The organism is Rhodohalobacter sp. 614A (assembly GCF_021462415.1).
Lineage (GTDB): Bacteria > Bacteroidota > Rhodothermia > Balneolales > Balneolaceae > Rhodohalobacter.
The window spans coordinates 1,721,791-1,743,168 of the sequence record NZ_JAKEDS010000001.1 but is presented as its reverse complement, the minus strand read 5'-3'; the positions used below and the strand labels follow the sequence as shown (position 1 = coordinate 1,743,168).

The 21,378-nt window shown below is 42.4% G+C and carries 18 protein-coding genes; 9 read left to right on the top strand and 9 right to left on the bottom strand.

The features are described 5' to 3' along the window. The first annotated feature begins 5 nt into the window (after positions 1-5). Entirely contained in the window at positions 6-2,651 is a 2,646-nt protein-coding gene (locus L0B18_RS07040) for a TonB-dependent receptor (RefSeq protein ID WP_234570728.1), read from the top strand. On the opposite strand, the gene L0B18_RS07035 is transcribed toward L0B18_RS07040, so the two are convergent. Next, positions 2,635-3,303 carry a uracil-DNA glycosylase gene (locus L0B18_RS07035; protein ID WP_234570725.1) on the bottom strand — a complete coding sequence of 223 codons (669 nt, stop codon included), beginning with the start codon at positions 3,301-3,303 and terminating at the stop codon, positions 2,635-2,637. The genes L0B18_RS07040 and L0B18_RS07035 overlap by 17 nt on opposite strands. Here L0B18_RS07035 and L0B18_RS07030 point away from each other — a divergent pair. After that, complete coding sequence (locus L0B18_RS07030) at positions 3,302-4,993, top strand: TolB family protein (RefSeq protein WP_234570723.1); 1,692 nt, start codon at positions 3,302-3,304, stop codon at positions 4,991-4,993. The two genes, L0B18_RS07035 and L0B18_RS07030, sit on opposite strands and share 2 nt — an antisense overlap. On the opposite strand, the gene recQ is transcribed toward L0B18_RS07030, so the two are convergent. Then, positions 4,990-7,167: a DNA helicase RecQ gene (gene recQ, locus L0B18_RS07025; RefSeq protein ID WP_234570721.1), complete on the bottom strand. Its 2,178-nt coding sequence runs from the start codon at positions 7,165-7,167 to the stop codon at positions 4,990-4,992. The genes L0B18_RS07030 and recQ overlap by 4 nt on opposite strands. A 105-nt stretch (positions 7,168-7,272) precedes the next feature. Between recQ and L0B18_RS07020 the strand changes: the two genes are divergently transcribed. From L0B18_RS07020 to L0B18_RS07010, 3 genes are all read left to right on the top strand, one after another. Beyond that, positions 7,273-7,689, top strand: a complete 417-nt coding sequence (locus L0B18_RS07020) for a DUF1801 domain-containing protein (protein WP_234570719.1) — start codon at positions 7,273-7,275, stop codon at positions 7,687-7,689. A gap of 118 nt (positions 7,690-7,807) precedes the next feature. Then, positions 7,808-8,458 carry a hypothetical protein gene (locus L0B18_RS07015; protein WP_234570717.1) on the top strand — a complete coding sequence of 217 codons (651 nt, stop codon included), beginning with the start codon at positions 7,808-7,810 and terminating at the stop codon, positions 8,456-8,458. A gap of 168 nt (positions 8,459-8,626) precedes the next feature. Next, a complete protein-coding gene (locus tag L0B18_RS07010) occupies positions 8,627-9,688 on the top strand; it encodes a hypothetical protein (RefSeq protein ID WP_234570714.1) in 1,062 nt (353 codons plus the stop codon). A gap of 74 nt (positions 9,689-9,762) precedes the next feature. On the opposite strand, the gene L0B18_RS07005 is transcribed toward L0B18_RS07010, so the two are convergent. After that, on the bottom strand, positions 9,763-11,109 hold the full coding sequence (locus L0B18_RS07005; protein ID WP_234570713.1) for a M24 family metallopeptidase: 1,347 nt from the start codon (positions 11,107-11,109) through the stop codon (positions 9,763-9,765). A 222-nt stretch (positions 11,110-11,331) separates the two neighbouring features. Here L0B18_RS07005 and L0B18_RS07000 point away from each other — a divergent pair, with 222 nt between their 5' ends. The 4 genes from L0B18_RS07000 to L0B18_RS06985 all read left to right on the top strand — a co-directional run bounded on the left by L0B18_RS07000 (position 11,332) and on the right by L0B18_RS06985 (position 14,034). Then, the gene (locus tag L0B18_RS07000) at positions 11,332-12,417 is read left to right on the top strand and encodes a branched-chain amino acid aminotransferase (protein WP_234570711.1); all 1,086 of its coding nucleotides are present in this window, start codon (positions 11,332-11,334) and stop codon (positions 12,415-12,417) included. Between the two features lie 215 nt (positions 12,418-12,632). Next, positions 12,633-13,046, top strand: coding sequence for a TonB-dependent receptor (locus tag L0B18_RS06995; protein WP_234570709.1), 414 nt, complete (start codon positions 12,633-12,635; stop codon positions 13,044-13,046). Positions 13,047-13,105: 59 nt separating this feature from the next. Further along, positions 13,106-13,519 carry a TonB-dependent receptor plug domain-containing protein gene (locus L0B18_RS06990; RefSeq protein ID WP_234570707.1) on the top strand — a complete coding sequence of 138 codons (414 nt, stop codon included), beginning with the start codon at positions 13,106-13,108 and terminating at the stop codon, positions 13,517-13,519. A gap of 101 nt (positions 13,520-13,620) precedes the next feature. Beyond that, positions 13,621-14,034, top strand: coding sequence for a TonB-dependent receptor plug domain-containing protein (locus tag L0B18_RS06985; RefSeq protein ID WP_234570705.1), 414 nt, complete (start codon positions 13,621-13,623; stop codon positions 14,032-14,034). A 15-nt stretch (positions 14,035-14,049) separates the two neighbouring features. Here the strand turns inward: L0B18_RS06985 and L0B18_RS06980 are convergent, their stop codons facing one another. From L0B18_RS06980 to L0B18_RS06955, 6 genes are all read right to left on the bottom strand, one after another. Further along, the gene (locus tag L0B18_RS06980) at positions 14,050-14,979 is read right to left on the bottom strand and encodes a bifunctional metallophosphatase/5'-nucleotidase (protein ID WP_234570703.1); all 930 of its coding nucleotides are present in this window, start codon (positions 14,977-14,979) and stop codon (positions 14,050-14,052) included. Then, positions 14,979-15,698, bottom strand: coding sequence for a 5'-nucleotidase C-terminal domain-containing protein (locus L0B18_RS06975; RefSeq protein WP_234570701.1), 720 nt, complete (start codon positions 15,696-15,698; stop codon positions 14,979-14,981). The genes L0B18_RS06980 and L0B18_RS06975 overlap by 1 nt, the downstream gene beginning before the upstream one ends. Positions 15,699-15,704: 6 nt before the next feature. After that, complete coding sequence (locus tag L0B18_RS06970; protein ID WP_234570699.1) at positions 15,705-16,460, bottom strand: hypothetical protein; 756 nt, start codon at positions 16,458-16,460, stop codon at positions 15,705-15,707. Between the two features lie 39 nt (positions 16,461-16,499). Next, entirely contained in the window at positions 16,500-17,636 is a 1,137-nt protein-coding gene (mnmA, locus tag L0B18_RS06965; protein WP_234570697.1) for a tRNA 2-thiouridine(34) synthase MnmA, read from the bottom strand. 158 nt (positions 17,637-17,794) lie between these two features. After that, positions 17,795-19,168, bottom strand: a complete 1,374-nt coding sequence (locus L0B18_RS06960) for a hypothetical protein (RefSeq protein ID WP_234570695.1) — start codon at positions 19,166-19,168, stop codon at positions 17,795-17,797. A gap of 102 nt (positions 19,169-19,270) precedes the next feature. After that, a complete protein-coding gene (locus tag L0B18_RS06955) occupies positions 19,271-21,358 on the bottom strand; it encodes a fibronectin type III domain-containing protein (protein ID WP_234570693.1) in 2,088 nt (695 codons plus the stop codon). Positions 21,359-21,378 lie beyond the last annotated feature (20 nt).

The following is a 21,378-nucleotide window of genomic DNA, read 5'->3' as shown; positions in this document are numbered from 1 at the left end:
CAAGTATGACAATTCTGCCCAGGCTAGCACGAAGTCTAATTTGCTTTGTTCTGATTCTGTTTGCTTTTTCTGCGACTACTTTTTCCCAGGATTTTAACTTCGAAAATGAACCCCTTGTTGAAATCTTTAACCAGATACAGGAAGAAACAGAATACAGTTTTCTCTACAGAGAGTCGTTAATTTCCGGGTTGAACCTGACTTTTTCTACCAACAAAGAAACATTAATTGCCGATTTAACTGAAAATCTGCTTTCTGTGGATTTGATAGTCAGGGTGGATTCTGTCGGTCAACAGCTATTAGTGCTGCCTACCCAAACCCCACAAACCAAGACGGCTGACATCCTCATTTCCGGCCAGGTAGTTGATGCTAAAACCGGTGAACGCCTTCCATTTAGCACACTTTCATGGAGAGAAGAGGGAATATTCAAAGGAACCGTTGCATCCCAGGCCGGACAGTTTCAATTTAAAATCGGGGCCAATCAACCTTTCATCACTCTTTACGCATCCTTTGTCGGATACGAAAAATCGAGTGTTACTCTTGACCTCAACACAACCAATCAAATTACAGATCTTACGATCCGGCTCCAGCCACAGTCCGTTACGGGAACCGAAATTATTGTAATCGGAAATAATTACTATTCTCCCCAGGATTCATCCCTCACAGGTTTGATAAAAACCGACCGGTTTAGTCCGCTGGGAGATGGAAATGCGGTACGGGCACTCCAGGTTCTTCCATCCGTAGCTCCCACAACTGCCATGAATGAAGGACTACATATTCGGGGCAGTACTCCTGACGGCTTTCACCTGGAATTGGACGGCATTACCATTTTTAACCAAAGCCACCTTTTTGGCCTGTTAGACAGTTTTAATGAAGATGCCGTTATAAACAGCGGCTTTTTCTATAATGTAGCACCCGCACACATCAATGCACCCATTGGCGGAAAACTTTCTCTGACCACCCGCACCGGCTCGCTCAATGAAATCAATGCAATGGGAAGCGTTAGCAATTCGAGTGTCCGCGCTACTGTCGACGGCCCTTTCAAAAAAGGTAAAAGCAGCTGGCTGATTTCCGGACGTACATCTTACATGAACCAGGTGGATTGGTTTAATAACAATAAGCTGATCCACTGGGGACTCGATATCAACCGGCCTAAAACCAGCATGAGTACCAATCCAAATATCAATACCGAGCTTGTTACCCCCCTGGATTCCGATGTAAACTATTTTGATCTGCACGGTAAATTTTACCATGAACAAACAGATGGAAGCCGTAATATGGCAAGCGTTTACTTTGGCGGAGACCGAACCAGCCATTTAGCCAACCGGCTGACAAGAAACAATTCACTTGAAGAACGCTTCCGGAATGTTGAGGTAGAAACTGAAAATCGCTGGAATAATTTTGCTTTTTCAGGCCAGCATCAACGTTCATTGTCAACTTCCGTTTACAGTAACACAACTCTGGCAGTGAGTGCTTACGAAACCTATTTCAGTAAAGATGACTTTCTTTATACGAATACAACTCAAATCGGAGAGTCAACTCAGACAACGGTCTTTACCTATCCTTTGACGAACAGGAGCACAATGAACCGTGGTCAGTTTGATCAAACTTTTGACATTTTCACCAATAACTTCAACTTGAAAGCAGGTTTTACAGGAATTTATCACAGGGGAGAATACCAGGAAAACTCGTTCGAACGCTCTCGATTCTATACGCACGTATCATCATTTCAGGGAGATCTTTTTCTTCAAACGGATTTTTCTCCTATAGAATTTTTAGATCTTCAAACCGGTGTTCGCAGCCATTACTATTCAGCCGGAAACTACTTTAAAATATCTCCCCGTTTGATGGCTGATTTTTTTGCAAGTGAACGTATTTCATTCTCTCTTGGATATAGTAAAAATTATCAGTTTATCAACAGAATTGGATTCAGCAATGCCGTTACGGCCGATGTCTGGATTTTGTCGGGCGAAGAACAACCTCCATCATCTGTTGACCAGTTTACTGCCGGATTATATCTGAAGCCATTTCGAGGACTTTATTTGCAGGTTGAAGGATATCTGAAAAGTTATGGAAACCTGAGATCACACGAGCTGAATGCGCAGTCCCTTACAAATACGTTCAACGATTCACCATGGTTTTTCCAAAATAGCGGGGACGGGAAAGGAATAGAATTTCTTGCCAGAACGCGAAACCGATTTTTCACACTTACCCAAACCTATACTCTTTCGTCCATCGAGCTACAGAACGAATTCCTCAACGAGGGAGAACCGTTTTACGCTCCGTGGGATCGCCGCCATACAAGCACCACCAACCTGGGGATTGAACTGCTGTCAGGTGTGCAGTTATTTGCTTCGTACATTGTGGCAAGTGGTTCTGTAACCGGAACGTTTGATTTTGCAACGGGTGAGGTTAACCGTCTTGCCCCCTATCACCGGCTGGATGTATCCGCACTTTTTACAAGGAATTTCGGGGAGAATAATCTCTCAGCCAAAGTTTCGGTCTTCAATGTTTTGGATGAACAAAATCCGTGGTACAGGGAATATCAGCCGGTAATTGTGACAAGAAATACCGTTCCTGCAATCCGTTCAGAAATTGTAACGGTTTACGATCTTGGAATTCAGCCTTCGTTTGAAATCAAAATAGATTTTTAACCTGCTGCCTGAATTTTGGGGCTCCGCCATTGGCCGGATGCCGTACCGGAATATGATCTACCCCAAGTTGTGATAAACTCAATTCGCATTTCCGCCCTACCGCTACCATTTTCACATCACTGAACAGATTCATAAAAGATTCCAGGTGCTTTAATCCCGATTCAAGTTCGTCTGTTGTAGGCGTTCGATTGCTTAGCAAACCTTTTTCCGGTTTGTAGGGATGCCACGGCACGGCGTTCCACAAAACAATTTCATAGGGATTAATGCCAAGTTCAATCAACGCTCCCCACATGATGGTAGCCGTGGGTTCGCTCATTCCATTTTCTATTACGGTTGGGCAACTGGTCCGGCGCGGAGCAACATTTCTGAAGACGTGTTCGGGCCGCACTCCATACTTCGGTTCCTGGTGCCCCAGCAAAATCCGTTCGGAAGTCATAGCAATTCCGGTGAAATGTCCGCCCTGGTATCCTAAAGCTTCGGCAATAAACAGATACTTCGCCTTTCCGATTCGCTCACTAAGGTATGTTTTAAGCTGATTTCGGCGAATTTCGGGAGCTTCGGTAATTTCATCATGCTCTTCATCCCTGTGGTACCACGGGTTAAACAGACCTTCCGGGTTATATTTCAAAGAGCTTATAAATTCATCAATCATGTTAAAAACTTTCGTATTTGTTGCTTTAAAAACAGAAAATCTCTTACTTAAAATAAGTGAGATAAAGAAAATGACTATTAATCAGGAACTCAACCCGGAGTCTATGAAAACTCCTCATTTATTTCAGTTCATAACTATTCTTTTATTTTTGCTAATCGGATGGATTGGGTGTAATGACAACTCCGGCCCTGATTTGGGTAACGGAAGTATCGAAATCATCACAATCACTCATGGAGAAAATGCCGCCGGGTATGAAGTCAGGATCGAAGGAGAAGAACAAATGCATGTGGACGCCAACGACACCCTTCAATCAGGAAGTCTGAATAATGGAACTTACAAAGTCGAACTGCTTGAATTACCGGAAGAATGTTCGGTAGTAGGTTTAAACCCGGTAACGGTAAAAATTGAAGACGCTCCTAAAGAAAGTGTAACTTTTGAAATAAATTGTGGAGATGCTTTAAATAAGACTGGAACTCTTGAAATCATAAGCAGCACATCACTCATCAATTCCCAGGAAATCTACTCTGTTTTTATTAATAGTGAACAGTATGAAATCGGCGCCAACGACACGTTACTCTTTGAAAATATTGCCCCCGATACCTATCAAATCGAATTGGGCGATCTTCCTTCAAATTGTACTGTCAGAGGAAATAACCCACAGGAAATTCCAGTAACAACCGAATTCACTGTGGACTTATCATTTGATGTTTTCTGCCAAACCATTTTTAATTATAAATTTGTATACCAGAATGCAAAATCTTATCATTTCAAATCTCTCCGGTTTTTACTTGCTGATGGAACAACAGAAATAGTATCTCCTGAATATGAATATATTCATCAGATTACACCTTCACCTGACTATTCCACAATTGCGTTCACTGCATCAAAAAAAAATGAAGATATAATTAATCTATACATAATAGATAAGGATGGTACGAATTTAACACAAATCACTCATTCTCCAGAAGATCCAGAGATTATTAGTTTCTCTTGGTCACCAGATAGTAATAAAATCTCCTTCTCTAATTCGGGAGACTTATATGTCATCAATATTGATGGATCTGGTTTAAATCAACTTACTGATAATAAAACAATCCATTCAGGTGGAACAGATTGGTCTCCGGATGGAATGAATATTGTATTTAGTGGTTATAAAAAAAACGATACCAGTTTAGCTGACATTTATGTCATTGATTCTGATGGTTCAGATATTATCAATCTTACAAATTCAGAAAATGATTATTATTCAAGTCCTTTGTGGTCGCCAGATGGATCTAAAATTATCTTTAGTAGTAGGTCAGGTAATTTATTTGTTTTCGACACAACAACTTCTCAAATCATTAATATTACTAAAGAGCAGGATGGTAGTAATAATTATCCAGACTGGGCACCCGATGGATCTAAAATTGTATATGTTAAATACATTTCAAAAACCAAGGAAGAAAGTATGAGAATATATACAATGAATGTTGATGGCTCTGATGTAACTGTTTTAACAAATACAAAACCCGGCATTCTTAATCAGCGGCCGAAATGGTCACCCGATGGAAAATATATAATTTTTAATCGTTTTGATTATTTCGATAAATATGAACCTGAAAATCATCTGTTTATAATGAAAGTAGATGGAACTCAGAAAAATAATATGGGAGCTGAAGGATGCTGTGCAAAGTGGATACCATTAGATTAATCCCTATTCCTTGCAATGTGTGCCAATTGTAAAATTCGCAATTCATTGTAATCCACAGATTTATTCAATTCTTCATAGACCGGTTTGAGAATTTCGGGGCCAACTTTTTCCATTGCCTCGTTCACCTCGTCAATTTTCCGTTCAGAAAGGGATGAAGCCGCCAGCAATCCGGAGGGATCGATCTTGTGCCCGTCATCTATGAACTTTTTAAGGTTGCTAAGAATCGTCACTTCCTTCACGCCAAACTGTTCGGCCAGGTGTTCGATGGACTTTCCTTCGTTGTACTCCTCTCCCACCAGCTCATATTTTTGCTTCGACTGGGTTTTCTTCACTTTTTTGCGAAGTACTTTTGATCGCTCTTCTACATTATTTTCCTCGCAATACTTTTTGATGATGTCGAGAAAATCATCCCCGTATTTCTTCAGTTTCATGGAACCGACACCATAAATCCCCATCAGGCTGTCCTCATCCTGCGGATAGTAATACGACATTTCCATCAACGTTGTATCCGGGAAAATGACGTATGGCGGAATCTCCTGCTCGTCAGCCATCTCTTTCCGAAGCTTGCGAAGTTCCTCAAACAGGTGTTCATCATACTTGTTCTCAACCTCGTTGTCTGTTCGCGGCATCGCTTCTTCAGGGGAAGTAGTTTGAGTCCGGTCAAGAATACCCCTTACCTGCTCATTACCTTTTAAGACAGCCTTCGCTTCATCCGTCAAAAGCAAACTTCCGTGTTCAGGATCTTTCTTCAGATGCCCCTTTCGAACCAGCATGCGCGACAGTTGAATCCATTGATTCTTACTCCATTCCATTCCAATCCCATATGTAGAAAGTTGGTCATGACCACTTTCCAGTACTTTCTTTGCCTTCGACCCGCGCAGTACATCGGCAATATGGTACGCTCCGTATCGCTGATCAGTCCGTGCAATACAACTCAAAAACTTTTGAGCCTGCTCGGTAAAATCCTGCTTGTCTCCCATCTGTTTCAGGCAGTAGTCACACATTCCGCAGTTCTCTTTTTCGTACTCCTCACCAAAATATTCCATCAACGGAATCCGGCGGCAACCGTCATATTCCATAAAATCGATGATTGAATAGAGATGCTTTTTGGCAACCTCCTTCTCCTGTCCTTCTTTTTGGTTGATGAAATACTGAATCTTCTGTTTGTCTGAATAACTGTACAGAAGCAGACAATCTGCCTGGATCCCATCGCGGCCCGCCCGCCCGATTTGCTGGTAATACGATTCAATATTCTGCGGCATGTCGTGATGAATTACAAAACGCACATCCGGCTTGTTGATTCCCATTCCAAATGCAATGGTTGCTACAATAATATCCACATCATCGCGAATAAACGCTTCCTGATTTCGGGATCGGGCCATTTCTGAAAGCCCTGCGTGGTAAGGCCGAACGGAACGATCATTTGCTTTCAAATCGGCATAGAGTTCATCTACCTGTCTTCTGGAAAAACAGTAAATAATCCCGGATTGATCGGGTCTTGTATAAAGAAAATCCAGAATTTGATCGAGCGGATTATCTTTATCCACCACTTTCAAGAGCAGATTTTTTCGATCAAAACTGGCCACGAATCGAGCCGAATCTTTCATCTCAAGAATCTGCTGAATATCATCACGAACCCGTGGCGTAGCCGTAGCCGTCAGCGCTAAACAAACAGCATTTGGGAAATCTTTACGAACCTCAGCAAGCTGGCGGTAATCGGGGCGAAAATCGTGTCCCCATTCAGAAATACAATGGGCTTCATCAATCGTAAAACAGTCGACTGTAAATTCTGTTAACAATCGCCGGGTAGAGTCCATCATCAGAGTTTCCGGTGCGAGATACAAGAGTTTGGCCTCGCCTCTCCGGAGTTTCGCTATGTTTTGCTGATACTGCTCAGGCGTTAGAGAACTGTTCAAATAGAGCGCCGGAACTCCAAACTCTTCAAGCTGTTCTACCTGGTCTTTCATTAGGGAAATCAACGGAGAAATAACGACCGTTAACCCGTCAAAAATCATAGAAGGAATCTGGTAACAAATTGATTTTCCACCCCCCGTTGGCATTATGACCAATGAATCTCTCTTTTGTAATACGTTCTGAATAATGTCTGCCTGCAACGGTCTGAACTCTTCGTAACCAAAAGTTTGCCGCAGGATTTCTCGTGCTTTATCTATCATTTATTGAATTGTAATTGTGAATAATTTTGAGTTTTCTCGTATCTATATGAGATCAATTTTTGCAAATCCTTACAAAATTCGTCCTAAAACTAAAGAACCTGAGTTATGGCTGAAAATAAAACTCAACCAACCGACCAATCTGTAAAATCTTTTATTGAGGCTTTAGATGATCAACAAAAAATAGCCGATTCCTATTCCCTTGTAAAGCTGATGAAAGAAGTAACCGGCTGCGACCCCAAAATGTGGGGACCGAGCATCATCGGATTCGATCAATATTACTATAAATACGAGAGCGGCCGCGAAGGCAATATGCTAAAAGCAGGATTCTCTCCACGAAAACGCGAGTTTTCTATTTACATTATGTCCGGGTTTAAACGCCAGGAAGAACTTCTCCAAAAACTTGGCAAACACCGAACCGGCAAAGCGTGCCTCTATGTAAAAAAACTGGATGATATTGATATGGATATCTTGAGAGAGATGGTGGAAGAATCTGTGAAGTATGTGGATGAGAAATATGGCTAAAAGTGATCGGTAATTCAGCAATAATAAAGTTTACCTATATTTGTATCGATAGTTCACTTCAACTATTTTAAGTAAAGTAAAATCAAGCTTTTTTCTTCAACCCTCAAATCCTATCGCCATGAGAACCAAACATCTTCCTCTTCTTTTAACCGTACTTATTTTTCTATCCCTGAATGTTCCATTAATACATGCACAATCGGATTCCCCGATGAGCTTTTTCATTACAAGTGTTGGGCCCGGAAATGGTGCTGATTTGGGAGGTCTTGAAGGAGCTGACCAACACTGCCAGATGTTGGCTGAAGAAGCCGGTGCAGGCGATAAAACCTGGAAAGCTTACCTGAGTACTACCGACCCCATTGTAAACGCACGCGATCGTATCGGTAACGGGCCTTGGTACAACGCTAACGGTATATTGGTTGCTGAAAATGTGGATCACCTGCATGGTGATGAGAACAATCTCAATAAAGAAAACTCCATTGACGAGAATGGTGAAATGGTCAATGGTCGTGGAGACGATCCAAACATGCACGATATCCTGACCGGTTCAACACTGGATGGAATGGCTTTTGATGGTAATGAAGACACAACGTGCAGTGACTGGACAAGCAGCACTGAAGATGGCAGTGCCCAGGTTGGTCATCATGACCGAACAGGTGGCGGAGAGAATCCAACATCCTGGAATTCCGCTCATGGATCGCGGGGTTGTAGCCAGTCAAACCTTCAGGGAACGGGTGGCAATGGACTGTTTTACTGTTTTGCGATTGATTAACAGAATAGAATGAGTAGATGATTTTTCTACTCTTTTCTGTAAAAAGTATTCTCTATAGCTCTGATTATTTTATTAGAACAGCTTAGCATTATCATGCTATTGGTGCGCTAACGGATAGTTGATATCTATTAGTAGCAATATATAAACCGCACCTAAGCAGAGGATGTTATGATTAAAAGACTATGTGCTACGATACTGTTGATTGGAGTTTTGAGTGCACCGATTACCGCACAATCTGCCTATATAGAATTTAGCTATCAATCCTTCCGGCCATTTATCCACTTTCAACTTGAACTGAGCAATTCATCTGGTTTCTACCAGGATCCATATGATACGGCCTATCTTAAAGGTTATATGGATGGCGTTAATGATGCCTACTATAACGATTACCGGTTTTATGACATGGTGTGGGATATCGATCTTTATGAGGCCGGATACAGAGATGGTTACAGAGATCGCGATTTAATGATCCGTTTAAGAGGATATGATTGGTATTACCGGCATCGATTTGCATATGATGATTACCACTCTCCCTACTACTCCGTACAAATTTGGCTTGGTGGACTAAGCCTTGCTTTTTTACAGGTACCGGAACAACGATTACCACGCCACTGGGAACGACACTCTCATCCACTCTTTATAAAATACAGACATTGGCACAAACACCGCCATCAATACAATGATCGGGACTACCGCTATTTTGTTCGAATCGAAAGAGATTATGAAATACGATTGAATCGCTTTAGACAAGAAGCTTATAAAGAACGAAACAACTATCAAAAACAAAGAGGCCGAAACGGATATCGCACTGGCAGAATAGAAAAGGTTTCAAGGATTGACAGAAAACAGGCAAAACAAAGGGTGAAGCAGCAACCACAGGTAAATTATACTCCATCCCGAACAGTACAAAATTCACGCCGAAGTCGAACTATTGAAAATTCGAACGTTAGAGAAACGCCAACGAGACAGGTTAACATTCGATCACGATCCAGATCCACGATGGATAAAGATCAAGGAGTGAGAAATAACAGAAACTCGAACGTTAAAAGAACCGAAAGCCGTCGGTCAGAATCTATTCGCCCAAACAGTCGGGATAGAGGAAATTCCAAACAAACCGTAAGAAAAGAAAATAATCGCGAAAAAAGTCGGAGCACCGTCAAAAGGGAGAGGGCTGACAAAAAAAGTAAAAGTCGCAGCAGTAGCAGAGGTAATAACAGACGAAACAACTGAATAAAAATATCAACCGCCGGATCCAGACTGCTGCCGAATTTTTGGGTTTAGATTCGTAAAATTAATTGAAAATTTTATTTCTGTCTGGGAATTAAATACAGCTCTTGCATCCGTCCGTCAATGTAACGAACACCGTCTCCGTTGAAAAAAGCATCTTCTTCAAGCATGATTCGAACAGTTCGATCCCACTCAGGAATATGAACTTCAGCGTTTAATTCAATTGAGTGGGCCGTATTCGGGTAGAGCGGATAATCACCATTACCGGATACGCCGTCCTGCTGATCCCACAAACCAATTGTAGGTCCGGCAGCGTGACCATGATGGCCAATGGGATGCGTATAAATCGTAGCGTTAATGTCTTCCGCCTCCGCTTTTTCAAGGGATGAAGCTAAAATCTCATTTCCTTTTCTTCCGGATTTAAATTCAGCCGTTAAAATATCCTGCAGCCGGTTACCTATTGCTAAAGCTTCTTTAAGACCTTCAGGAGCATCGGTTTCTCCCGGGCGAAGAACATAAGCATTTCGTTGTGTATCGGTAGAAAGCCCCAAATACTCAATTCCGAAATCGATGTGGATCAAATCTCCCGGCATAATGACATCCGTATCATCCACAAAGTAATCAGCAAAATTACCCGTATGCCTTTCGTTCTCACTTCGCTGTACAGAAACAGACGGATGAAACCAGGTCGTTAAATTCAAATCCCGAATCTTCTCGCGATACCACCATTGTACATCCTGCGTAGTTGTAACGCCTGGTGTAATCACTTTTTCTGACAATCCCTCCGCCACAATGTAATGTGCAATTCTGTTGATTTGCGGATAGACCACCATCTCCTTCCCGGTTCGGGTCTCCAGCCAGCCGATTGATAAATTTTCGGCAGAAACAATGCGATCCTGCAACTCCGGACTCAAACTGTTTTTCACATCCAGAAAATCCGTATGGCTGATTCCGTCTGCTAAAGCAAAATTCTCTGATATGTTTACCCCAATCTTTTCAGGATTTCGCTCTGCCACTACCTCACCAAAACGTTTCCATTGATCCGGTTCTTCTTCCGGGTCCCATTGTGTTTCAAAAAAACCAATATTATATCTCGCAACTGCAAGTCTCTCTACCGATTCTCCATCATCAAAAAAAACCAAAATAGTCGTGCGCCGGGATGATTGCCACGTGGCCGGAAGCATCGTCAAAAGAACCGGATCTTCGTTGTATTCACGCGCAACAAGTACCCACATATCAATACCTTCACGCCTCATTAACTCTGGAATCAGATTGTCGAGGCGGTATTCCGTCCACTGATCCATCACTGCTGCCCGGTCTCGCATTGAGAGAATATCGGGTTGAATATCGTTCCTGATTTGGCTTAAAGACGGATTTTGCATCAAAAAAGAGATCGCGAACAACAGGAAAAAAGCTTTTTTCATTTTTTTACTGATTTTTTTTGACAATAGAATTCTTTGCTAAACAGTTTTAAAAAAACACATTATCTTTAGAGAGGATTTATAAGTGTGAATTTGTTTTCGCCTTCATTCATTCTTACTCCTCTTTGTCCAAAGGGGGATTACATAATATCTCAATGAACGAAGCGAAGATAAAATATTCGGTAACTCAAAATCCGTAGTATTGTTGAATTTAACCCGGCAGCCATGAATATAAAGATAACCCAGACAGATCAAAGCAGAATTTCAGAATTAGACTTCAATAACCTTGAGTTCGGTCGTGTATTCTCAGACCATATGTTTGAAATGGTCTACCGCGATGGCGAGTGGGTGGAAGCTGAAATTAAGCCGTACGGACCTATTACATTTGATCCGTCTCTGATGGCACTTCATTATGGCCAGGCGATTTTTGAAGGCATGAAGGCATATTATGCTGATGAGGATACCATCCACCTTTTCCGGCCGACCGATCATCACAAACGCCTGAACAATTCTGCCAAAAGGTTGTGCATGCCGGAAATTGAAGAATCAGTATTTATGGAAGCTCTGGAAAAACTCCTGCAGCTTGATTACAAGTGGGTTCCTGAAACGCACGGGCACTCACTCTATATCCGCCCGTTTATGTTTGCATCCGAAGAATATATTGCGGCAACTGTTTCAAAAGAGTACCGATTTTATATTATCACAAGTCCTGTTGCTGCTTACTACAAAGAAGGCTTCAACCCGGTTTCTTTAACAACATCTGATGAGTATGTTCGTGCTGCTAAAGGTGGAACAGGCGAAGCCAAATCTGCCGGTAATTACGGAGGAAGTTTTCTCCCTGCCAGGAAAGCACAACAAGAGGGATTTACACAGGTGCTCTGGCTGGATGCTAAAGAACACAAATACGTTGAAGAAGTTGGTACAATGAATATCTTCTTCCTGATTGGCGATACATTGATAACTCCCCAATTGGCTGGAACTGTTTTGCCCGGTGTCACACGCCGATCTGTTATTTCTCTTGCAAAAGACTGGAACTTAAATGTTGAAGAGCGAAGAATCTCTATCGATGAAGTTTTTGAGGCTCACAAAAATGGTTCACTCAAAGAAATCTTTGGAGCCGGAACTGCGGCTGTTATTTCACCGGTTGGTTTGATCCATCATAAAGGAGAAACAGTAACATTGGACCGCGAGAAAATAGGTCCGTTTGCCAAAAAAATGTTTGATGCTATTACAGGTATTCAGTACGGAAATATTGAAGATACTCACGGCTGGATTCATCCTGTTCAAATCAGCACGGCAGTTCTGTATTAAAAACTGTATTTGAATTGCACGATTGATATTTCTTGATTAGTATAGCTTTACGGGTTCAGGAGTATGAGTAGCCACACTCATATTTAAACTATTGTTTGCTTAAAATAGCTTTTCATGTGAATGTGTAAAGCTTATCTCCCCTCAGGTTTGCAAATACAATGCGTTGTTTTTAAACGTTTATCCTGTATAACCCTTTTAAATTAAGGCAGACTACAATGAAAACTTTTATCCTTCTTTCACTCATCTCACTCTCACTGTTGGTTGCTGGTTGTTCATCTGTTGGGTCTTCCGTTGCAGGACAAAATAATGACAGACCCGAGGGAAGTGTTTCAGATGATAATGACTATTTTACCAGCCTGGCTGATTATCTGCAGAAAGTGCCGGGTGTAAATATTAATTCAGGTGTAGTAACAATCAGGGGATACAACTCATTTGATTCCCGGTATTCGCCAATTACACCACTTTTTGTTATCGATGGAAATGCCATTGGCTACTCGTATAATGAGGCTAACAAAATGGTTGACCCGAGGTATATTGATTATGTACGCGTTTTAAAAGGGCCCGATGCAGCCATTTACGGAGTAAGAGGAGGCAACGGAGTTGTTGAAATTGTTACCAGGAAAATCTAAACTGAAAAATACTATTCTGAGCAGTTCGATGATAAAGTCATTCCCAGAGCGGAGGAAACATGAGACAAATACTACTGCTATCTTTCTTTTCTTTATCACTTCTATTTGCGGGGTGTGGCTCAGTAAGCAATACGGTAGCTGATGAGAATGGAAGACCGGAAGGCAGTATCACCGATGATAAAGATTATTACAGAAGCCTTGCCGATTATCTGCGCCAGGTTCCCGGAGTAAGTGTAAGGGGTTCAGGAGATAATGCCTACGTAACTATTCGTGGAATTAGTTCTTTTAGTTCAGGCAACTCTCCTCTTTTTGTGGTTGATGGTCAGGCTGTGGGAAATTCATATTCCCAGGCAAATAGATTATTAGACCCGAAGTATATTGATTACGTTCGCGTTTTAAAGGGACCCGATGCCGCCATTTACGGGGTACGTGGAGCCAACGGAGTCATTGAGATCGCTACTAAAAAATCATAGCCAGTTGAGGTATCTGTCTATTATTTTAGTTGAAGGAAATTGGCGTATAAGTCTATGGTATTTACATCATGGAAATCAATCAACCAAAATTGTCAAATAAAATGAAACAAATTTTATTTCTATCGATTATCACTCTTTCTCTCATGTTTGCCGGTTGTTCATCAGTGGGAACTTCCGTATCTGAAGAAAGCGGAAGACCTGAAGGCAGTATTTCCGACGATATGAATTATTACCAAAGCCTTGCTGATTACTTACGGCAAGTGCCCGGGGTAAATGTTAATGGTTCTGGAAATAATGCTTCTGTTAACATTCGGGGTGTAAATTCCTTCACCTCCGGAACCACTCCGCTCTTTGTAATTGATGGTCATGCTATTGGTCACTCCTATTCAGAAGCAAACCGAATGCTTAATCCTCGGGATATTGATTATGTACGTGTTCTGAAAGGGAATGAAGCTGCCATATACGGGGTTCGTGGCGGTAATGGAGTTGTTGAAATAGTAACCAGAAAGATTTAGCCCGGAAAACCAAGCCTATATTTCTTCTCCAATTGTATAATATTGACTGGTGATGGTCGGCTTTTCCGATTCATCAGAAACCTTCAGATCTATTCTTCCCAAGTGTACTCCACCATGTCCCATTTGGGTGATGAGCGTGTTTGATCCATCAGGATTTTCTACCGGTACAGGTTCCTCTAAAAAAGTGTGGGTATGCCCACCGATGATCAGGTCTATGCCGGATACTGAACCGGCAAGCTTAACATCATCAATTCTGTTTCCTTCATACTGATATCCAAGATGACTCAGGCAAATTACATAATCACATTGATGAAAATTTTTAAGACTTTCTACAACTCTCTTTGAAATGATAGATGGATCACGATATCTCACCCCCTCATGGAGAGAGCGGTCAATCACTCCATCGAATTGAATTCCCAGTCCAAATATTCCAATTTTAAACCCATCAAATTCTTTGATGATCTGACGTTTCACGAATGGATGGATGGGAGTATTGAGTGTGGAATAATTGGCGGCCAAAAAAGGAAAATTGGCCAGTTGAGCTGCTTCAGCAAATCCTTCAAGCCCGAGATCGAACTCATGATTCCCAATAGCCATCGCATCGTACCCCATTTCACTCATGAGCTCGAAATCTACTTTTCCACCATACACATCAAACCAAGGCGTTCCCTGAAATACATCCCCGGCATCCAGCAAAAGAACATGATCCTCTTCTGCACGAATTTTATTAACCAGAGATGACCGTTTTGCGATTCCGCCAAGCCCCGAAAATTCCCTGGCATTGGATGGAAAAGGGTCCAGGCGGGAATGTGTATCATTTGTATACAGAATTGTAATTGATGCGCCTTCAAAATCATTTACAGCCAGACTTCCCCACCCTGCAAGCCAGGTGGAACCGGCGGCCAAATATGCCGACTGTTTTATAAACTCTTTTCTTGAAATCATTACCGGATTCGCCCATCGGTTGAGGTAGTTAACACTACCTGGTTTCGGAAATATTCTATATACAAATCCTGAATGGATACTTCCAAATCCATTCGGTCGGAGATATTCCACAATGCTGGGAATTGATCTCCACCGTTTGCCGACCAACTACTGGTAGCAACAAGATATTTCCGGTCCGGGTCTAATACTTCTGCATTTACCAAAACCCCATTTGGATTCCCATCTTCGTCAATCCTGAAACGTACACCACTTATGGGCGCGCCTCCCACTTCAGCTACTTGTTCAATGAGTTCCATTAAACGAGATCCTTTCATGGTTAATATCACAAGGTGATTATCATAGGGCATAAATTCATACACATCGCCTACTGTAAGGTCCCCGGGAAGCAGAAAAAGCTGAAAAGAACCTTCCCCGATAACGCCAACATGTACAAAACTTCGTAATTCAGCAGCAGCCTGGAAACGAAGGGCATCAGCCACAATATTGCTCAAAGATCCTTCAGGCTTGCCAAATTTGAGTGTATCTTCTACGGTTGCCACTTTTTGTCCCATCAATTCATTTAAAAAATCACGATAGGAATCCAGTTTTTCAGCAATTTCAGGATCTGGCAACGGATATACTGAAGCGGGCACTTCTTCTATCTCTGTACTTTTGGAAAAGTAGGCGCAACCGGTAAGAAGTAGGCAAAATCCGAGTAACCGGAAGCTTTTGAATGTCATTGGAAATTAGTTCTGCTGCATGAACATGTTCATCATCAAATCAGTAAGCCCAATCACTTTTAAATCTGAAGAAAGCCGGGTTTTTGACCGGTCAAAAGTATTTTCATCAACAGAAACGGACTCTGCTTTAAAAACCAGCTCATCCTTCTCAAAGGCTTCAATCAATAAAGGAAAACTCTGGTTGTTCATCACAATTTCGATAGGCACTTCCTGATCAATCTGCTTTGAACCGATGGCATACCAGGCATCTGAGAGTAATCCCCAGTCAACAACAATATCCTCGGTCAACCAGACAGAAGCATACTCTCCCTCGGCATTTCCTTTGAGAATAAACTGATGGGCATTATATCCCAAAATTTCTTTTTGCTCGCCTGTCTGCACCAATCTCTCTTCCCACGGAAAGGGCTGGCTGGCTGTTGATTCTTCACGTCCCTTCATTCTGTTGAGAAGGTTAATCAAACTCTCCAAATCGCTTTTTGCAACTTTTAGAGCTTCCTGTTGATCCGTAATCACAACAAAATCCTGAAGATCATGACGAACCAATACGCCTTTGGCCTGCAATCCCGCCATTACATTTGTGGAGGTATTTGAATCGATAAAAATCCGATTTTTCGTAAAAGTCATTTCCATATTCACAGTCTCTTCCGATTTTTGATCCGGGTTAAAGACGCGGAAACGAATTTCACCTTCAAACTGGGCAAAAGCTGCGTTTACACCCAATGAAAGAGTAATAATTAGTAAAAAAATCAGGCGTGGATACATATTAAAAAAGCAAAAAAGATTCATTTAACAACCTAAACATCAGACTTCAAACTCAACCTGATGTTCCATTTTCACATTCACTTTGTGGATCCATCCACCGGCCACTACATCATCACCCTCATAACAAACTACGGCTTGTCCGGGAGTGATTGCTTCTCTTCCTGCGGGAAATGTAATCTGTATATCATCATCAGATAATTGCTTGATCGTTCCGATAGCGCCATTGTCATTATACCGGATTTTTCCTGTAATCTCCATTTCACCGCCGGGAATCCGGTCGTACTTCACCAGATTGATCTCTTTGGCTTTGCATGTTGTACTGATCAGATCTTCCTTTTCGCCGATGGTTATCACGTTATTCTCGGCATCGATATGAGTCACATAAACAGGTTTGCCCATCGCCAGATCCAATCCACGACGTTGGCCAATGGTATAAAACGGAAATCCTTTGTGCTCTCCAACTACATTGCCTTGTTGGTCAACAAACACACCTCCGCTAACCCGTTCTTCAAGATCATCCACTTTATCCTTGAGAAATCGATGATAGTTATTATCAGGAATGAAACAGATTTCATACGAATCCGGCTTGGTGGCAACATTCAACAGACCAAATTCTTCTGCAATTTCGCGGATTTCAGTCTTCCGGTATTTACCAAGCGGAAAAATGGTTCTTGCAAGATGTTCTTGCGAAACTCCCCAGAGCGCATACGACTGATCTTTATTGTGATCTTTCCCTTTTGAAATGATATATCGCCCGTTCTCTTCACGCACATTTGCATAATGACCTGTAGCAATATAATCACACCCCAGGTTGTCAGCTCGTCTCAACAAGGCGGCCCATTTGATATGCGTATTGCAAAGCACACAGGGATTAGGTGTTCGCCCGCTTGTATAATCTTCAATGAACCGGTCAATCACCCAATTCCCAAACTCATCACGAATGTCTACGATAAAATGTTTAAAACCGTGGCGAACCGCTATTTGGCGAGCATCATTCATGGATTCCACGGTACAACAACCCGTTTCTTTCCCGTCGTTACCACCGCTTCGATGGTAATCCCACGTTTTCATGGTGATGCCAATCACCTCGTATCCTTGTTTGTGAAGCATTACGGCTGCAACAGAGGAGTCCACTCCCCCACTCATCGCAACCAGAACGCGCCCTTTTTTACTCATACCTGTTTATCTATTTGGATTAGCCACAAAAAATAACACTTTTCTGTGTAGAATTCACGTAGTGAACAACGGGCAGAGTTTTCCTTTCATATATCAAATCAGAGTTTAATAGAGAAAATATTCTCTGCTTTGAATTATAAACCTCTATTGCGGGTAATTTAATTCCTGAATATTAAATATCCCTGATCGGCAAGTTGTTTTTGTTGATGTTGTTGATGACAATTTTCAGGTGATGAGTAGTCCCAGCGTTGTTCTTCTACCACCGGCGTTTCTACAAGGGTAGATAAACTCTTTCCAAGAAAGTGTAAATCAATACCCGAACTTACATTGTAACGAACGTTTACATTCTGGCAAACGGGCCCCCACCAAAGATTGGCTCCCAGAAAAAATTCGGGCCGCAAATATGGCACCAACACGTTTCCAAACAACTGCAATTCGAGCTCAGGCGCCGTAAAGCCCCATTGAGCATTCACATTCAGCCCAATAGCAGCAGCCAAATCTCCGGCACCTTCACTAATTTGTGGGTTTTCAAGCCCTTTATTTTCATTGATAGTAATATCTTTGCCATCGTAGGTAAGCCCTGCACTCCCTCCATAAGAAAAAGTAACGGAAGCAGTGGCAGAAGCACTACTTTGCACATCCAATTTAGCAACTGTACGCACTTTTATGGCAAGTACTACCGGAATCGGGCCAACTGCATAAGGGAAACGAATCATGGTATAAGGCCCAAAACCTAAATCCTGCGTAAACCCTCCTGCCGCTGCTGCCAGGCTTAATTTAGCCACACCCCGCATATTGGGATTTGAAAAATCAAACTTTTGAGTTTCATGATCCCGAATCTGAATATTCGTGTAATTGTCGATGGATTGAATCGTACTCTCTGCGCGAAATGCCACATTCTCTCCGCCTACCTGCTTCGACATGATTACAATCACTTCTGCTTCGGCTCCCTGGCCAACAATCCGTCCTTTCAGGTTATATTCGCCAACATCAAAACTCCACCCGATGCACCCGGCCTGAAGCCCTGCACAAGCGGTATCATCTTCTTTAGGATGGTATTCTTTACCTTTATAAACCATTACTGATTTTTCCAGTACTTCATCTGTAAATTCAAACGTTTGATTCCACTCGATATCGGCATTCTCAAAAGCTTCATTGAGTGCAACAAATTCTGTTTTTACCTGGACCTGTCCATTATTTTCGCTCACGGATGTAATTCGTCCCAGTGCCACTTTTGAAATCAATAAAACTTCTCCTACTTCCAGCTCAATTCCGGCATCTGCCAGTGCCTGCTGATTAAATGAATAGGTTTGATTTTCATTGTCAGCTTCGGTCATGGCCGATTCTACGGTCTCATCATCTATATATTCCGTTTCATCTCCAAGTTCTGCATCTACACCTTGCTCCGTTATTTTTTGATTGGTTTCTCCTTCATCATCATCAGAAGGACCGGTTGATGATGAACAGGAAAGAAGAAGCATCGAAGTTATTACAACTGCAGGAAGAGACCGGAATAAGTAGATAAATTTCATAATCGGTTTTTAAAATGTGGGGTTCGTTTTTTTAATGATTTCTTGTGGTCTTATGCGAAATCCACAGAAAAAATCTATCAAAAATGATTCCTAAAAATGGCTTTAATCGGCCCGGACAGATTCTTCACGGCTTGTAAAACTCTCTCGTTCTTCCCCAACCACCGCTACTGAATACCAATACAATTCTCCCGATGAAATATCCTGATCCAGGAATCTTGTCTCTTCAAGATCGTTGAGACCGATTGCAGTGGACTCTGATTGGCCACGGCTTCGCCGAAAAATCCGGTAACCTGTTGCGCCATCCTGGAGAGTTTGGTTCCACCTCAGTTCAATCCCTTCCGAAACGGGTCTTACACTTACCTGAGATGGCGGCCGAAGAGATAGTGTTGAACCTGTAAATCCCGCCGGATTCGACATTAAACTTTCAACTCCAAATGCATCCATAGATGAGAGTGCGTAATAATATGTTTGTCCGGATTCGATGGAAGTATCATCAAAAGCCGTAGTTGTTATTAATTCTTCGTTTATTTTCTCAAACCCGGCTTGTTCTGCCTGGTCGGCGGCAGCAGCACTGTCTGGTGTCATTTCCAGAGGCGATCTGCTCCTGTAAATGTTATAGCCTTCAACGGCGTTATCTCGTGAAGTTTGATCGCGCCAAACAAGCCGGATTCGCTGCTGCTCGGCATATCCTTCAATTCCGGTTGGGGCCGGTGGACGAACCACACGATCGGGACGAATCACCACCATCTCCGACAAATCACTCTCCATTTCACTTAAATTCACAGCTTTAACGGCGTAGACATAATTCGTTCGTCCGCTCAAAATTTCGTTATCATCGAAAAATGTGGTTGTATCTTTGATGGCCGGAGAGGCGACAACCAGAGAATCGTACCGGCTTGTACCACGATAGACGTAGTAAGCAAACAGATCAGGCTCTTCAACAGAATCCCAGTCTAAACGAATTCCTTCTCCCTCCCGAACCGCTGTAAGTCCCGAAGGTGGCGCCGGAGCCATCATTTCGTTTTTAAACGAAGCACTCGCAACGGCAGATGGCAGCTCGTTTTTGGGGCGCATCGTTACAATTCTGAATTCGTAATAGTAAGATTTATTCGGAATGAGTTGCGTATCCAAATATTCCGTTGCCTGGGTTGATAATGTATCTAACGTGATAAATTCTTTCCGGGCATCGCGCGAACGCCGAATCTCGATTCCTGTGAGATAGGGCTTCTGGGGAATTTTCTCCCAACTGAGATGAATTCCGGCTGTGGTGTCTATTGCTGTTACATTCCCTAAAAGAGGCAGCTTCTCAAAATCAACGGAAATAACTGTCAGCGTATCAGAACGAGGGCCGGTATTCCCAACAAGATCAACAGGTTCAATGAAATAGCGGTACGCCCGTTCGGGTTCAACAGCTTCCTCCCATTGATAAACCAGCAGACTGTCTTCATTTCTCCTGGCCATTAAGCGCTCCGGTAACCGTTCAAATTCACCGTCATCCCCCATTTGTTTATAGATATAGCCGAAAAAAGCATCTTCAGACCCCTCAATAGGAGATGACCATGTGCCGCTCACCAAACTATCTCTCTCCATTCTGTCGATCACCTGCGGGCGAAGCAATCGGGGTTGATGGCCTACCACGTCAGAGCTTACCATCCTGTAATCTGACACACTACCATCGTCCATCAGGTATCTTATTTGATAATACACCGTTTCTCCCTCGGGAAATTCAATACTTTCCGTATCAAAATATGCCGTACCAAACGCTTTCCAGAAATCAGAATCAAATGCTAAAAATCCATAATCATCTGATTTTGGATGTTCTTTAACAAACTCCCATACCTCTTCCTCCGTCTCTGCATCAGTACTTTCAAGAAGTGCAGCCATTAAATCATCGGAAGCTCGTTCTTTAAATTCCTCCAGTGATTCTGCCCGTCCCAGTCTCCCTATCTCTTCGTACGATGTAGAATCGCCGACACTCCGGTAAATAATTCCCTGAACCCGCCCGGTTTGCGGCATGTCCGGAGAAAGAGCAGCATCTGATACAAAAACAACCATCCCGTTCTCCGTCCAGTTTACCATATCCTCTACATATTGAACGTTGGTTTGCTGGGCTCGAAGCAAAGCTGGCGAAATGATAATACCCGCCAGAAAAAAAATGAGTAACAGTCTAAAACGATTCTTTTGATTCATTGAAGTCAATTTTTTAAGAT

Coding starts and splice junctions, on each gene's coding strand:
- L0B18_RS07005 (WP_234570713.1), bottom strand. CDS start 11,109: ATGAAAAAAGCTTTTTTCCTGTTGTTCGCGATCTCTTTTTTGATGCAA.
- L0B18_RS06970 (WP_234570699.1), bottom strand. CDS start 16,460: ATGTATCCACGCCTGATTTTTTTACTAATTATTACTCTTTCATTGGGT.
- recQ (WP_234570721.1), bottom strand. CDS start 7,167: ATGATAGATAAAGCACGAGAAATCCTGCGGCAAACTTTTGGTTACGAA.
- L0B18_RS06990 (WP_234570707.1), top strand. CDS start 13,106: ATGAGACAAATACTACTGCTATCTTTCTTTTCTTTATCACTTCTATTT.
- L0B18_RS07030 (WP_234570723.1), top strand. CDS start 3,302: ATGTTAAAAACTTTCGTATTTGTTGCTTTAAAAACAGAAAATCTCTTA.
- L0B18_RS06980 (WP_234570703.1), bottom strand. CDS start 14,979: ATGATTTCAAGAAAAGAGTTTATAAAACAGTCGGCATATTTGGCCGCC.
- L0B18_RS06955 (WP_234570693.1), bottom strand. CDS start 21,358: ATGAATCAAAAGAATCGTTTTAGACTGTTACTCATTTTTTTTCTGGCG.
- L0B18_RS06995 (WP_234570709.1), top strand. CDS start 12,633: ATGAAAACTTTTATCCTTCTTTCACTCATCTCACTCTCACTGTTGGTT.
- L0B18_RS07035 (WP_234570725.1), bottom strand. CDS start 3,303: ATGATTGATGAATTTATAAGCTCTTTGAAATATAACCCGGAAGGTCTG.
- L0B18_RS07040 (WP_234570728.1), top strand. CDS start 6: ATGACAATTCTGCCCAGGCTAGCACGAAGTCTAATTTGCTTTGTTCTG.
- L0B18_RS07010 (WP_234570714.1), top strand. CDS start 8,627: ATGATTAAAAGACTATGTGCTACGATACTGTTGATTGGAGTTTTGAGT.
- mnmA (WP_234570697.1), bottom strand. CDS start 17,636: ATGAGTAAAAAAGGGCGCGTTCTGGTTGCGATGAGTGGGGGAGTGGAC.
- L0B18_RS06960 (WP_234570695.1), bottom strand. CDS start 19,168: ATGAAATTTATCTACTTATTCCGGTCTCTTCCTGCAGTTGTAATAACT.
- L0B18_RS07020 (WP_234570719.1), top strand. CDS start 7,273: ATGGCTGAAAATAAAACTCAACCAACCGACCAATCTGTAAAATCTTTT.
- L0B18_RS07015 (WP_234570717.1), top strand. CDS start 7,808: ATGAGAACCAAACATCTTCCTCTTCTTTTAACCGTACTTATTTTTCTA.
- L0B18_RS06985 (WP_234570705.1), top strand. CDS start 13,621: ATGAAACAAATTTTATTTCTATCGATTATCACTCTTTCTCTCATGTTT.
- L0B18_RS06975 (WP_234570701.1), bottom strand. CDS start 15,698: ATGACATTCAAAAGCTTCCGGTTACTCGGATTTTGCCTACTTCTTACC.
- L0B18_RS07000 (WP_234570711.1), top strand. CDS start 11,332: ATGAATATAAAGATAACCCAGACAGATCAAAGCAGAATTTCAGAATTA.